Origin of the sequence: Pseudorhizobium endolithicum (assembly GCF_902153245.2) — a bacterium.
GTDB classification, from domain to species: Bacteria; Pseudomonadota; Alphaproteobacteria; order Rhizobiales; family Rhizobiaceae; genus Neorhizobium; species Neorhizobium endolithicum.
The window spans coordinates 36,804-50,683 of record NZ_CABFWF030000013.1; the positions used below are offsets into that span (position 1 = coordinate 36,804).

Genomic DNA, 13,880 nt, shown 5'->3' on the forward strand with positions numbered 1-13,880 from the left:
GCAGTCGTCATCGCATCGGCGTTCGAAGCGGTCAAGGAAGGGATCAGCCTCTTGGCCCGAAGAGGATGACGGAGGCACCGGCGAGGCATATCAGCCCGCCCGAAAGGTCCCATCGATCGGGAAGCCGCCCTTCCGCCAACCAGAGCCACAGGATGGACGCAACGATATAGATGCCGCCATAGGCGGCGTAGGTCCGACCTGCAGCGTCGCTCGGAACGAGCGCCAGAAGACCGGCGAACAGCGCCAGCGAAACGATGCCGGGCGCCAGCCACCACACCGCCTTGTCAAGCCGCCACCAGGCCCAGAAGGCGAAGCAGCCGGCGATCTCGGCAAGGGCGGCCGCGGAATAGAGAAGATATGTCTTCATGAAGCGGTCCGAAGGCCCCCGTTTCGATTTTTGCGAATCCGTTCTACCCTGCCGCCCATGGACGACCAACCTTCCTCCGCACCAAAGCCCGCGCCGGCGACGCTCGCCTCCTCCGCAATCCTCGAGCGCGGCGGCCGGTACCTGCTGGTCCGCCGGCGAAACCCGCCTGCCGCCGACATGTTCGCCTTTCCCGGAGGGCGTGCGGAGCCGGGAGAAACGCCGGAAGAAACGGCATTGCGCGAATTCCTGGAGGAGACCGGGATCACCGCGCGCGATCCGGAGCCTTTCGCGGCTTACGACCTGAAGACGCAGGACGAGGACGGCCGAATCACCAGCCATTTCCTGCTGTCCGTTTTCCGGGTTTCTGCCGATGCCTCAGCCGAAGCGATCGCCGGGGATGATGCCAGCGAGCACGGGTGGTATACCTTGGAGGAGATTCGCGCGCTTCCGGTTCCGCCCAGTGTGCTCGACTGTGTCGAAAAGCTCACAGCCATGCCCGGCTGATGCGCGCGAGAAACGAGAAAACGATGTCGTTCTTCCTGCGCGCTTGTGCAACAAGCCTGATACTCCTGATCGCGGGCCCGGTACCTCTTGCCTCGCAGCAGGCGGCCTCGCCGGCGCCGCCACCGGCCGAGGAGAAGCCCGCTCCCTACGACCTGCAGCTTGCGCGGTTGGCGGAGATTCTCGGATCGCTTCATTACCTGCGGGACCTCTGCGGCGAGGAGAACGGAAACTGGCGCGCCTCCATGCAGGAAATGCTGGAATCCGACACGGCGAACGAGCCGAACCGGCGCGCACGCCTCACCGCCGCCTTCAATCGCGGATACCGTTCCTTCGCCGCCGTACACACCACCTGCACCGAGGCCGCGAGGGCGGCGGAGGAGCGGCACCGTAACGAAGGCGCAACACTCGCCGGAGAAATCGCTGCACGGTTCGGAAATTAGGGCATTATTTACCTCCTTCGCCAGCAAGCCGTGTCGTTTTGGTAAAAGGCTGCTAGAGTTCTTAACGACGTAGTAACCCGCGGGTAACCGAGGAAGACATGATGCAGACAGGCCGCAACGAAATCGACGACATGATTGTCCATGAGAAGATGCAGGTTGCCCTGGAATACCAGAACGAGGCATGGGCGGACGGTATGGCCGACGGCATAGAGCCGGAGATCATTGCCGATGCAGCCTTCGCTTTGGCGATGCGCGAGACGATTCGCATTCACGGCGAGAATGGCGCGGAAGCTATGCTTGAAGCCCTTCGCGAGCGGATGCTTGCCGGCGAGTTTTCTCCGGAACGCCGGCTACAGTAGCCTCAGGTCCTTCCGATGCGATCGGAACCGCGGAATTCCAGTGCCAGGAAACATCATGCTGCGGCGGCGGTTCTCGCCTCTCTTCTGATAGCGCTGCCGCCGCTTCCCGCCGAAGCCCTCTCCGGCGTCGGATCGGATGATTCGCCGCGCGAGCAACAGCCGAAAGAAGAGCCGGAGGTAGCGCCCGGCCTGCCTCTTCCCGACCCGCTCATCAATCGCTCACCCACAGACAGCGCCGGGACACCGGAGGTCGGCGGCGAGGTGGACGCGGCGGCCGATGCGGAAATCATCCTCGATCCCGCCCTTCTCCCGGAACCGGTCCGGCGGATGCGGGAACTCATCGTCGAGGCCGCCGCCTCCGGCGATATCGAGCAATTGCGCCCTTTGACCACGGGTCCGCACCAGACCCAGGTCAACGGCGAGATCAACGACCCGATCGAGGCGCTGAAGAGCTATTCGGGGGATCCGGAAGGGCTGGAGATCCTTGCTATCCTGCTGGACATCCTGTCGACGGGCGCGGCGCGGCTGGATGTCGGCACGCCGGACGAGGTTTATGTGTGGCCCTACTTCGCCGGAAAAACCCTGTCGTCCCTGACCGCGCCGGAGCGGGTGGACTTGCTGCGAATCGTGACGGCGGGCGACCTGATGGGCATGGAAGAAAGCGGCAACTACAATTTCTATCGCCTTGCCATCACGCCCGCAGGCGAGTGGAAGTCCATGACGGGCGGCGATTGACGGAACTGCAGGAGAGGCTTGCTGCAACGCCGGCAAATGCCTAACTGAAGGCAGTGAAACCTCCCGAGCCCGTCCATGCCAGCTGCCTATCTCCAGAGCCGCCGCTTCATCCGTATCTCCGGTCCGGACGCGGAGCATTTCCTCCAGAACCTGATCACCACCGACGTGAGTTCGCTCGCCGCCGGCGAAGCGCGACCGGGGGCGCTTCTGACGCCGCAGGGCAAGATTCTCTTCGACTTCATGGTCTGGCGGCAAGGCGACGCCTTCGTCCTGGAGACGGAGGCCGTGCAGCAGGAAGCGCTTGCAAGAAGGCTCACCATGTACAAACTGCGGGCGCCGGTGGAGATCCAGTCCCTGCCGGAGGAAGGAGTGACGGTTCTGTGGGGTGACGAGGCAAGCTCCGCGGGAGTCGAGGACGCACGCTTTTCAAAATCGGGCATTCGACTGCTGCGACTCGCCGGACAGGCCGTCGGCAATCTCGTGCGGGGCGACTATGACCTTCTGCGGGTGCAGGCCGGCGTCGCGGCATCGGGAATCGACTATGGCCTGCAGGACGCGTTTCCCCATGACGTCCTGATGGACCTGAACGGCGGGCTTTCGTTCCGCAAAGGCTGCTATGTCGGCCAGGAGGTGGTCTCGCGCATGCAGCATCGCGGTACCGCCAGGAGACGGCTGGTACAGATCGAGGCCAAGGAAGCGCTGCCGCCTTCCGGCACGGATATCACCGCCGGGGGAAAGCCCGTCGGCACGCTCGGCACCGTTTCCGGACATTTCGGCCTCGCCATAGTCCGAACGGACAGGGTCGGAGCGGCCGTTGCCTCGGACACTCCGCTGCTGGCCGGAGATATCGTCGTAACGACAGAGCTTCCGGCATGGAGCGGACTTTCTCTGCCGACCGACGACGAGGCCGGATCGTGAGCCGCGTCTCCCCAAGAGCGTGGCAGCGCATGCTTTCCGGGCGGAGGCTGGACCTGCTCGACCCCTCCCCGCTGGACGTGGAGATTTCCGATATCGCGCACGGACTTGCCCGCGTCGCCCGCTGGAACGGCCAGACCCGGGGCGACCACGCCTTTTCCGTGGCCCAGCACTGCCTGGTGGTGGAGGAAATCTTCCGCCGTTGCACCGGCGAGGATTGCCGGAGCCGGATGATGGCGCTGTTGCACGATGCACCGGAATACGTCATCGGCGACATGATCTCCCCGTTCAAATCGGTGGTCGGCGGCGGCTACAAGAGCGTGGAACACCGGCTGGAAGCGGCGATCCACCTGCGTTTCGGCCTGCCGGCCCATCCGAGCCGCGAGCTGAAGGCGCAGATCAAGAAGGCCGACGCCATTGCCGCCTTCTTCGAGGCAACGGAACTGGCCGGCTTTTCCCCGGAGGAAGCGCGCAAATTCTTCGGCCAGCCGCGCGGGATCACGAAGGAGATGCTGCCGCTGCAGCCGGTGCCGGCCATGGAAGCACAGTCATCATTCCTCAAGCGCTTCGCCGAGATCGAGGCCGAGCGCGGGCATCGGCCGGAAGCTCCCCCTTGAGCGCCATCGTCGTCTGTCCCCTCGGCAGCATCGCGGAACTGGCCGCGCGGCACAAGGCGAGCCACATGGTGAGCCTCATGGCCGAGAAGCATGATTTCCACCGCCCCGGCCTGATCGATGCGGAGCGTCACCTCGTGCTCAAGATGAACGACATCGCGTTCGCCGGCACCGGCGACCTCGTGGCGCCGGCGGAGGAGCATGTCGTCCAGTTGATCGACTTCGCCCGGCGATGGGACCGGGCATCGCCGATCGTCATCCACTGCTGGATGGGCGTGTCGCGCTCTCCCGCCGCAGCGGTCATCGCGTCGCTCGCGGTCGACCCGGAGGAGGATGACTTCGAACTCGCGGCACGGCTGAGGCGGGCCGCCCCACATGCGACCCCCAACCCTCGCCTGATCGAATTCGGCGACCGGTTGCTCGGTCGCGGCGGCCGGCTGATCTCAGCAATCAAGGGCATCGGCCGCGGCGCGGAGACCGACGGGCGCGCCTCCTTCGTGCTGCCTATCCGCAAAGCCTGAAGGGCGAAAGATCAACATATTCAAGAAGAAGATATTGATCCTTCAAAAGTCCCGCCAACTTGCTTGACCTCCCCGCCACCTGCTCCAATTAGCGGGCAGGCTGAACAAATGGAGTAGACGCAGGCATGGAACAGGCATCCGATGCAGTGGTCGCCACACGCGCGGCCCTGGCGCAACTGATGGCCCTGGCCGTCCAATATTCCTTTTCGATCGTCGGCGCGCTCGTCCTTCTCACCGTCGGATGGATCGCATCGCGCATGCTGAGCCGATGGGCCTTCAAGGGGCTATCCAGGATTCACGGCATCGACGTGACCCTCGCCCATTTCTTTGCGCAGGTGGTCCGTTATGGCGTTCTGGTGCTCGTCGTCGTCATGGTGCTCGGCCAATTCGGCGTGCAGACAGCCTCGATCCTCGCGGCGCTCGGCGCGATCGGCCTGGCGATCGGGCTTGCGTTGCAGGGCACGCTGCAGAACATTGCCGCCGGCATCATGCTGCTGGTGCTGCGGCCGTTCCGCGTCGGCGAGGCAATCGAGACGAACGACATCAACGGCACGATCATGGACATCGGATTGTTCGCGACCGAGCTCCGTACCTATGACGGCCTCTATCGGCTGGCGCCCAATTCGACGCTGTGGAACGTTCCGGTGACGAACTACAGCCGGCTGCCGACGCGCATGCACGACTTCAAGGTCGGCATCGCCTACGAGGACGACATCGACAAGGCGCTGCACATCATGCTGGACCTCGTCAACAGCGACAGCCGCGTGCTGAAGGATCCGGCGCCGACCGCCTATGTCGACAGCCTGGGTGACAGCTCCGTCAACCTGACGCTGCGTTACTGGGCACGGAGCGATGTCTGGTGGAACACCACGCGCGACGTGACCAAGGGCGTGAAGGTGGCGTTCGACGCGCAGGGGATCACCATCCCCTATCCGCAGGTGACCTATCGTGTTCCGTCCGACGAGCAGGAGCCGCCTCTCCTCCATCTGTCGGAGCCGGCGCCGCAGACACGGAACTGAGCCGCCGAACGGTTCGAGGGCTGTTGGCGCAGTTCAGTTCGCCATGGTGGAGCGGTGGGCCCAGCCGGTCATGCGCTTCTCTATCCAGGCCATCAGCGCGTACATGGCGATGCCTTCGACGGCGAGCGCCAGCAATCCGGCAAACACCAGCGGCACGTTGAACTGGCTCTGCGCCGAACTCATCATGTTGCCAAGGCCGTAGTTCGCCGCCACCGTTTCGCTCAGGACCGAGCCGACGAATGCGAGCGTGATGGCGATCTTCAGCGAGCCGAAGAAATACGGCATAGAGCGGGGAATGCCGACCTTCAGCATGATGTCCATCTTGCGGGCACCCAGCGCACGCAGCACGTCCTCGGTTTCCGGCTCGATGGTGGCAAGACCGGTCGCCACGTTGACGACGATGGGGAAGAAGGAGATCAGGAAGGCGGTGATCACCGCCGGGATCGTGCCGATGCCGAACCAGATCACCAGGATAGGCACGACCGCTACTTTCGGAATGGCATTGAAGCCGATCATCAACGGGTAGAGGCCGGCATAGATGGTCTTCGACCAGCCGATGAAGAGGCCAAGCGCCAGGCCGCCCCCGACGGCGAGGCCGAAGCCGAGGGTCGTGGTGAACAGCGTCTGCAGCGAGTTCTTCCAGATGGCGGACCAATACTGCACCACGGCCTGAAAGACGCGGCTGGGTGCCGGCAGTACCGTCACCGGCGTGTCGAGCGCGATCACCAGCAGTTCCCAGACCAGGAAGAGGCCGAGCGTGTAGAGCCATGGGGCCGCTCGGACCCAGTTGATGCGCATCGGCCGAGCCTTTGCCTCCGGGTCCTGCGAGATGGTGTCCGAGACGATGGTCATGCGGCAATCCTCGCGCTGGCGATCTCGCCGTGCAACTGGTGCACGAGGTCGTTGAACTCGGTTTCGTACATCAGTTCCAACTCGCGGGGACGCTCGAAGGGAACACGGTGCTCCCGCAGGATCCGGCCGGGGCGCGCGCTCATGACGAAGATCTTGTCGGCCAGGAAGGCCGCCTCGCGCAGGTCATGCGTGACGAGGATGATCGTGACCCCTTGCGCCGCGTGCAGGTCGCGGATGACGCACCAGAGTTCCTCGCGGGTGAAGGCGTCCAGCGCGCCGAAGGGTTCGTCGAGCATCAACAGGTCCGGTTCGTGTATCAGCGCCCGGCACAGGTTGGCACGCTGCTGCATGCCGCCCGATAATTGCCACGGAAACTTTGCCCCGAATCCCTTCAGCCCGACCAGTTCCAGGAGGTGCTCGGCCTTCCCGACATACTCCCGGCGGTTGGCGCGCAGGCGGTGGCGGTGCCTCTCGACGATCTCAAGGGGCAGCAGGATGTTTTCGAGCGTCGTCCGCCAGGGCAGCATGGTGGGATTCTGGAAGGCCATGCCGACGATCGAGACCGGCTGCGTCACCTGCCGGCCGGCAACGATGACCGTGCCCTTCTGCGGAATGTGGAGCCCCGTGACGAGCTTCATCAGCGTGGACTTGCCGCAGCCGGAGGGGCCGACGACGGCCGCGAAGTCGCCCTTGCCGACCCGCATGGTGAGACCCGAGACGGCGAGCGTGCCTTCTGCGCCGCCATAGCGCATGTCGACGTCATCAATGGAAACGAGATGGGGCATTGCTTCTTCTTTCTCTAGGCCGAGGAGGGAGGCGCCCTCATCCGGCTGCCGTCACCTTTCTCCCGCCTGCGGGGAGAAAGGATAGGTCGCTCCCCTCGTCCTCTTGTGGTGCCTTTCCTCTCCCATGTGCGGGGAGAGGGTCAGGGTGAGAGGCAGGCCTCCATGACGCCTTACGGCAGCATCCGCTCTTCCTTCGGAGGCAGGTAGCTCGCATCGAAGACCTGCTCCGCCTTTATCTCGCCCTTGAGGCCCATGGACAGCTTGAGCGTTTCGATCGATGCGCCGAGGCGCTCCATGTCGACGCCTCCGAAGCCGTTTTCGCTTACGTTGGGCGTCTTGATGTTCATGGCGTTGGCCATGGACAGCCGCTCGAGTTCGATATCCGGGTTGAGCGTCTCATTGCGCTTCAGCACGGCGGCCACCCCTTCTTCCGGATCGGCTACGGCATCGGCGAAACCCTTGGCGAGCGCCTTCAGGAAGCCCTTCACGGCCTCCGGATTCTCTGCCGCGAAATCGGTGTTCACCATGACGGCGTTGCCGTAGAGGTTGAGGCCGTTCTCGGCCATCAGGATGGTGGCGATGTCGTCGTCGGCGATGCCTTGAGCCTTGAGGTTCAGGATGACGGAGAAGGCAAAGCCGAAGACCGCGTCCACGTCTCCCTGGGCGAGCATCGGCTCCCGGACGGGGAAGCCGATCGATTCGATGGTGATCTTGCTGTCGTCGATGCCGGCAACCTGCTTGAAGGCCTTCCACTGGGCAAAGGCACCATCCGGCGGCGGTGCGCCGAGCTTCTTGCCTTCCAGCGACTTCGGATCCTCCGTCACGCCGAGCGTCTTGCGGCCGACGACCGCGAAGGTCGGCCGCTCGTAGATCATCATCACGGCCTTCACCTTCTGCGACGGGTCTTCGTCGAGGAACTTGATCACCGAGTTGATGTCGCCGAAGCCCATCTGGTAGGTGCCCGTCGCCACGCGCGGGATAGCCTCTACCGAGCCGTTGCCGGTGTCGATCGTCACGTCGAGGCCTTCTTCCTTGAAGTAGCCCTTGTCGAGCGCGAGCAGGAAGCCCGCCGCCGGCCCCTCGAACTTCCAGTCGAGCGTGAACTTGATCGGCGTCTCGGCAGAGGCGATCGACGGAAAGCCGAAGCTCGCGGCGACGGCAGCGGCGGCTGCAAGCCTGGTCAGATATCTGCGTGTGAACATTGTTCTTGTCGTTCCCCTGCTGGTTGAATGGCTCATTCAAAGCGACAAGACGGGCGGGAAGCAAGCATTATTTGCCTACTTATTCGCCATTTATTTTTCTGATTATTTTTTCGTCAAACCTGACGTGCGGACAGGCAATTCGACCAGGTTTTAGGCGAACTCGGCAGAGGCGACATCCCGCCCGGATCAGATGCGGTGGAGGTTTGGAATCACCGGCCCCGCATGTATAAGCGGAATACATCTCGGACGGGGCCACACGATGGATCTTCTGCTGCTTCTCGTCATCGTGCTTGGCATCGCATGGCAAAGAAAAACCTCGCGACGCCTGGCCAGGCTCGAGCACGAACTTGCGGCGCTGCGCCAGCAGTTGCAGGGGGAACATCCGTCCACGAAGGCGATCGTGGAAACCGCGATTGCTGCGCCGAACGCGGAAGACAGGCCGGCCGAAGCTGATCCTGGTGCACCGCCCCTCGCGATGGACACGGTTGCCGACGCAACGGCCAGCGGGGAACAGGTGCCGCAGGGGGAGGAGATCGCGTCTCACTCCTTCGAAAGCACCCTCGGCGCCCGGTGGGCTGTCTGGGTCGGCGGGATAGCGCTTGCGCTGGGCGGCATCTTCCTCATCCGCTATTCCATCGAGGCCGGCCTCATCGGCCCGGAGGCGCGCCTCGTTCTCGCCGGGATTTTCGGCGCGATCCTGCTCGCTTCGGGCGAAGCGGTGCGGCGGCGGATGGTACCCCAGGTCGCCGCCCGCTACAGCAACGCGATGATCCCCGGCGTCCTGACCGCGGCTGGGGCTGTCACGCTTCTTGGCGCCACCTACGCCGCACACGGCTACTATGGCTTCATCGGCCCTGCCGTCGCCTTCGCGCTGCTGGCCCTCATCTCGCTTGCGACGCTTGCGCTTTCGCTCCTGCACGGCCAGGCGCTGGCCGGGCTCGGCCTCGCCGGCTCGCTGCTGACGCCGGCGCTCGTCGCTTCCAATGCCCCGAGCGCCTGGGCACTCTTCACCTTTCTCGCCGTCACATGGCTTGCCTCGGCCGCGGCCGCCCGGCTCCGTCGGTGGACCATCGTTCCCGCACTCGCCAACCTCGGCCTGGGTATCTGGGTTATGATGTATGTTTTCGAGGCCTTTCCGCCCGATCCGCTGCCGCCGACGCTGGCACTCCTCGTCATGATCGCCGGCAGCGCCCTCGTCTGGCCGGGCCGCCGGTTCGACGATGTCCCGCCGGAGGAGGAAACCTGGTGGCGTTTCCTGCGGCGGCGCCCGCTGGGTATCAGCCTCTCTCTTGCCCTCGTCACCTTGCTCTCGGCATTCGCCCTTGTCGCCGCCGATGATGGAGCGACCGTCCTTTCCGTCTTCGCCGGCGCGTCGCTGATGGCGGCACTGGGGGCCGTCGGAGCGGCCCGTTCCCATGCCGTATGGCCGGCCATCCTTTCGGCGGCCGGCGCCGTGGCCTGCATCGGGCTGATGGCGCTCATCCTGCTCGACCACGTCCCGCCCGTAGCCGCCGACGGCTCGATGCCGGCACCCCGGGGCTTCGGGATCGAGATCGCGGTCAGCCTGCTGCTCGGCGCCGTCTTTACCTTTCTCGGCTTCACCTTCCTGCGCCTCCACGGGGACCGGGGCGGCAAGCTAGCTTCGCTCTGGGCAGTCTTCATGTCGGCCGTTCCTATCGCCGTCGCGACCATCAGCTTCCTGAACTTCGGCCTCCTGGCCCGCGATTGGACGCACGGCGCCTATGGCCTGCTCCTGGGGACCGCGTTGCTGGCCGCAGCGCAATGGCGCTTCCGGGGCAGCGACGCCGCAACGGGGGATCGGGCTGCGAATCTCGTTGTACTCGGCTCCTTCGCCGCCTTCGCCTTCAGCCTGCATGCCTTGACCAACGGGGTGACGACCACGATCCTGCTCTCTGTCCTCGGCATCTGCTACATCGCAGCGACGCGGTGGCGGCCGTGGCCGGCGCTCCCGTGGGCGATGGGCGCGGCACTCCTCCTCATCTTCGGCCGGATCGCATGGGAGCCGACGCTTGTCGGCCCCGCACAGCTCGGCACCAGTCCCTTCTTCAACGCGCTGCTGCCGGGATACGGCATTCCCGCCGTTCTCGCGGTGCTGGCGGCCTATGGTATGCGCAACTGGGAGGACAGCCGAGCCCGCAACTTCCTGCAGGCGCTCGCCACGCTGATGGTGATGATGGCGCTCGCCGTCCTCGTGCGCCATGCCATGAACGGCGGCGTGCTCGACGACCGGGTGCCGACGCTCGGCGAGCAGTCCATCTACACGCTGCTGACGGTCGGCCTGTCGGCGACGCTCATGACGCTCGACCTCAAGGCGCCGAGCCCTGTCTTCCGCTACGGATCGATGATCGCCGGCGTGCTCGCTACCCTCAACGTGCTGTCCCTGCACGTCCTTGCCCTCAACCCCTATCTCAGCGGCGAAGGCACCGGCCGCTGGCCGTTCGTCAACCTGCTGCTGATCGGCTACCTCCTGCCTGCCCTCTGCTATGCCGGGCTCGCCTATTATGCCCGCGACAAGCGGCCACGGCCTTACGTCGCGATGCTTGCCATCGCCGGCTCCGTCCTCGGCTTCCTCTGGGCCACCCTCTCCGTCCGCCGCTTCTGGCACGGCGAGAACATTGCCGACTGGAAAGGCTTTCTCGCCAACGAGACCTACACCTATTCCGTCGTCTGGCTGCTGATCGGCGTGGTGCTGCTGGTACTCGGATCCCGGTTCGATGCGCGCAGCCTGAGGATCGCCTCGGCAGGACTTGTCATCATCACGGTCTTGAAGGTCTTCCTGGTCGACATGTCGAACCTCGAAGGCATATTGCGGGCGCTGTCGTTCATCGGGCTCGGACTCGTGCTGATGGGCATCGGCCTGTTCTACCAGAAGATCCTTGCCCGGCGGCCACGGATGCCGGGCGGGCTCCCGGAAGCTCCACAGGACGGATCATGACGACCTCTCCGGCATCGGCCTTTTCACCGCATGAAGAACTCGCCGCCGCTCTGCTGCCCCATGCGACGGAGGGGGACGACGGCTCGCACGATCTCGCCCATCTCCTGCGCGTCTTCCGCAACGCGATGCGTATCCATGCGGCGGAGGGCGGCGACGGCCGCCTGCTGGCCGCCGCCGTGCTGCTGCACGACTGTGTCGCCGTGGAGAAGAGCTCGCCATTGCGCGCGCAGGCCTCGCGGCTGGCATCCGAAAAGGCGGCCGGCATCCTGCGGGCGATGGGTTGGGAAGAGCTTCGCATCTCCGCCGTCGCGCATGCAATCACCGCGCACAGCTTCTCGGCCAACATCGCGCCGGAGACGCTGGAGGCGAGGATCCTGCAGGACGCCGACCGGCTCGACGCGATCGGCATGATGGGCGCCGCCCGTTGCTTCTACATCGCCGGGCGGATGAGTTCGGGCCTCTACGATCCCTCCGACCCGCTTGCGAAGGAGCGGCCGCTGGACGACAGCCGCTTCGCGATCGACCACTTCCAGACCAAGCTCCTCAAGCTGGCGGACGGGTTCCAGACGGCTGCAGGAAGAGCCCTGGCGCAGGAACGGCACCAGCGCCTGGAACAGGTCCTCGAACTTTTCCTCGATGAAATCTGAAGGCTTCCCATGAAGGTCAGCGAACTTCACCTCTATCCCCTCAAGAGCGCCCGCGGCATTCCGCTGGAGGAGGCGGATATGACGCTTGCCGGCATACCCGGCGACCGGCGCATGATGATCACCGATCCGGAAGGAATGTTCATCACGCAACGCGACCTGCCGGCGCTTGCGCGGCTGACCGTCGTAGCCGAGGAGCATGGGGTGAGGATCGCGATGGCGAGCGCCCTGTTGAACGTGGCGGCGCCGGACCCACGGCGGCGTCTCGACGTCACCGTCTGGAAGTCGCCCGTCAGCGCGGCGCTCGGCGAGGACAAGACCAATGCCACGCTCTCCGCCTGGCTTGGGCGCGACGTGAGGCTCGTCTTCTTCGACGATCTGTCCCGTCGCACCGCCAGCGCCGAATGGACCGGGGACGGGACGCCCGTCGCCTTTGCGGACGGCTATCAGGTGCTGATCACGACGACTGCCTCGCTCCACGCACTCAATGCCGACATGCAGGCCCATGGCGAAGGCGCGGTCGGCATGGAGCGGTTCCGACCGAACATCGTGCTCGATACGGACGAGGCATGGGCCGAAGACGGTTGGGTATCGATCGAGGTCGGGGGCATCGCCTTCGACCTGGTCAAACCCTGCGCCCGCTGCATCATGACCGCGCAGGATCAGCAGACGGGATCACGCGAGGCCGCAAGCCCCCTCCCCGCCATGGGACGCATCCGCATGTCCGCCGACCGACGGGTACCCGGACCGCTCTTCGGCTGGAATGCAGTGCCCCGCAGCACAGGCCGGATCCGCATCGGAGACGAGGCCAGAGTGACCGCATATCGGGAAATCAGGTGGCCGATCAAAAGACGCTGAATCTGACCTTGCCAGCGAGTTGATGTTCGTTATTTTCCTTGGGAAGAGTTGTCAGACAACCTGCCGGCTCTTCGCAAGGCAGGTGCAGGGCATTCCCCCGGGCGCGGCCATTTCAGGGACTGCATCATTCATGACTTCTCGGGCGACAGGCCTCGCGTTCGCGCTTCTCGCAGTAACGATCTTCTCCATCCAGGACGGCGTTTCCAAACATCTGGCAGACAACTATCCCGCGGTCTTCATCGCCATGATGCGCTACTGGGCCTTCGCGGCCTTCGCGCTCCTTCTCGCCAGCCGCTCCCGCGGCGGCGTGATCGGGACGGCGACGAGTCCGCGGCCGGCGTTGCAGATCTTCCGCGGCGTGCTTCTGGCTGTGCAGATCGTCGTCGCGATCACTTCCTTTGCGGTGGTCGGCCTCGCGCAAAGCCAGGCGATCTTTCAGTCGGCGCCGTTGATCGTGGCACTGCTCTCCGTGCCGCTGCTCGGGGAGCGCGTCGGCTGGCGGCGCTGGACGGCGATTGCCATCGGGTTCCTGGGCGTACTGCTGATCCTCAAGCCCGAGACCGGCGGCTTCGACATCAGCCTGCTGCTGCCGATCGCCGGCGCCGTCATGTACAGCCTCTATTCCATCACCACCCGGCTCGCCAGCCGGACCGATACCGCCAATACCAGCTTCTTCTATACCGGCGTCGCGGGCGCAGCCGCCATCTCCATCATCGGCCCCTTCTACTGGTCCAGCTTCGCAGGAAACGACGGCTGGTGGATGCTCCTGCTCTGCATCCTCGGGGTCGTCGGCCACTACCTACTGATCCGCGCCTTCGACCATATCGATGCCGTGATCGTGCAGTCGATGTCGTACCTGCAACTGGTGCTCGTCACCCTGATTGGCGTCTTCATCTATGGCGAGACGCTTGGTTTCAACATGGTGGCAGGTTCGCTGATCGTGGTCTGCGCCGGCCTCTTCACCATCTACCGGGAAGCCCGCAGCGGCCGGCGGACGCCGCGGATCGATCCGCCCGGAGAGATCTGAACGAAGCATCAATTTCCATGATGCATCGCTGAGGAAAACTGACTTTGGCTTTGCCGGCGGCGGCAGTATGGTCGAGCACTTG

16 protein-coding genes are annotated in these 13,880 nt (G+C 64.7%); 12 read left to right on the forward strand and 4 right to left on the reverse strand.

Going from position 1 to position 13,880, the window contains the following annotated elements:
* Positions 1-43: 43 nt before the first annotated feature.
* Positions 44-367, reverse strand: a complete 324-nt coding sequence (locus RTCK_RS13310) for a YnfA family protein (RefSeq protein WP_142521212.1) — start codon at positions 365-367, stop codon at positions 44-46.
* Between the two features lie 57 nt (positions 368-424).
* Between RTCK_RS13310 and RTCK_RS13315 the strand changes: the two genes are divergently transcribed.
* The 8 genes from RTCK_RS13315 (at position 425) to RTCK_RS13350 (ending at position 5,474) form a co-directional block, all read left to right on the forward strand.
* Positions 425-871, forward strand: coding sequence for an NUDIX hydrolase (locus tag RTCK_RS13315; RefSeq protein WP_142521213.1), 447 nt, complete (start codon positions 425-427; stop codon positions 869-871).
* Between the two features lie 23 nt (positions 872-894).
* Positions 895-1,311: a TIGR02301 family protein gene (locus tag RTCK_RS13320; protein WP_142521214.1), complete on the forward strand. Its 417-nt coding sequence runs from the start codon at positions 895-897 to the stop codon at positions 1,309-1,311.
* Between the two features lie 101 nt (positions 1,312-1,412).
* A complete protein-coding gene (locus tag RTCK_RS13325; RefSeq protein WP_142522907.1) occupies positions 1,413-1,670 on the forward strand; it encodes a hypothetical protein in 258 nt (85 codons plus the stop codon).
* A 15-nt stretch (positions 1,671-1,685) separates the two neighbouring features.
* On the forward strand, positions 1,686-2,405 hold the full coding sequence (locus RTCK_RS13330) for a hypothetical protein (RefSeq protein ID WP_142521215.1): 720 nt from the start codon (positions 1,686-1,688) through the stop codon (positions 2,403-2,405).
* Between the two features lie 75 nt (positions 2,406-2,480).
* Positions 2,481-3,323, forward strand: coding sequence for a CAF17-like 4Fe-4S cluster assembly/insertion protein YgfZ (gene ygfZ / locus RTCK_RS13335; protein ID WP_142593155.1), 843 nt, complete (start codon positions 2,481-2,483; stop codon positions 3,321-3,323).
* Positions 3,324-3,352: 29 nt separating this feature from the next.
* Positions 3,353-3,937: an HD domain-containing protein gene (locus RTCK_RS13340; protein WP_408004554.1), complete on the forward strand. Its 585-nt coding sequence runs from the start codon at positions 3,353-3,355 to the stop codon at positions 3,935-3,937.
* A complete protein-coding gene (locus RTCK_RS13345) occupies positions 3,934-4,455 on the forward strand; it encodes a tyrosine phosphatase family protein (protein ID WP_142593157.1) in 522 nt (173 codons plus the stop codon). The genes RTCK_RS13340 and RTCK_RS13345 overlap by 4 nt, the downstream gene beginning before the upstream one ends.
* Before the next feature lie 125 nt (positions 4,456-4,580).
* The gene (locus tag RTCK_RS13350) at positions 4,581-5,474 is read left to right on the forward strand and encodes a mechanosensitive ion channel family protein (protein ID WP_142593158.1); all 894 of its coding nucleotides are present in this window, start codon (positions 4,581-4,583) and stop codon (positions 5,472-5,474) included.
* Between the two features lie 33 nt (positions 5,475-5,507).
* Here the strand turns inward: RTCK_RS13350 and RTCK_RS13355 are convergent, their stop codons facing one another.
* The 3 genes from RTCK_RS13355 to RTCK_RS13365 form a co-directional block, all read right to left on the reverse strand.
* Complete coding sequence (locus RTCK_RS13355) at positions 5,508-6,326, reverse strand: ABC transporter permease (protein WP_142593159.1); 819 nt, start codon at positions 6,324-6,326, stop codon at positions 5,508-5,510.
* Positions 6,323-7,111 carry an ABC transporter ATP-binding protein gene (locus tag RTCK_RS13360; protein ID WP_185928013.1) on the reverse strand — a complete coding sequence of 263 codons (789 nt, stop codon included), beginning with the start codon at positions 7,109-7,111 and terminating at the stop codon, positions 6,323-6,325. Before RTCK_RS13360 ends, RTCK_RS13355 begins: the two co-directional genes overlap by 4 nt.
* A gap of 170 nt (positions 7,112-7,281) precedes the next feature.
* Complete coding sequence (locus RTCK_RS13365; protein WP_142593160.1) at positions 7,282-8,313, reverse strand: ABC transporter substrate-binding protein; 1,032 nt, start codon at positions 8,311-8,313, stop codon at positions 7,282-7,284.
* A gap of 259 nt (positions 8,314-8,572) precedes the next feature.
* On the opposite strand from RTCK_RS13365, the gene RTCK_RS13370 reads away from it, so the two are divergent.
* The 4 genes from RTCK_RS13370 to RTCK_RS13385 all read left to right on the forward strand — a co-directional run bounded on the left by RTCK_RS13370 (position 8,573) and on the right by RTCK_RS13385 (position 13,798).
* A complete protein-coding gene (locus RTCK_RS13370; protein ID WP_142593161.1) occupies positions 8,573-11,269 on the forward strand; it encodes a DUF2339 domain-containing protein in 2,697 nt (898 codons plus the stop codon).
* Complete coding sequence (locus tag RTCK_RS13375; RefSeq protein ID WP_142593162.1) at positions 11,266-11,916, forward strand: HD domain-containing protein; 651 nt, start codon at positions 11,266-11,268, stop codon at positions 11,914-11,916. Before RTCK_RS13370 ends, RTCK_RS13375 begins: the two co-directional genes overlap by 4 nt.
* Before the next feature lie 9 nt (positions 11,917-11,925).
* Positions 11,926-12,771 (forward strand): MOSC domain-containing protein, encoded by an 846-nt coding sequence (locus RTCK_RS13380; RefSeq protein WP_142593163.1) that lies wholly within the window; start codon positions 11,926-11,928, stop codon positions 12,769-12,771.
* A 130-nt stretch (positions 12,772-12,901) separates the two neighbouring features.
* Entirely contained in the window at positions 12,902-13,798 is an 897-nt protein-coding gene (locus RTCK_RS13385; protein ID WP_142521225.1) for a DMT family transporter, read from the forward strand.
* Positions 13,799-13,880: the final 82 nt, after the last annotated feature.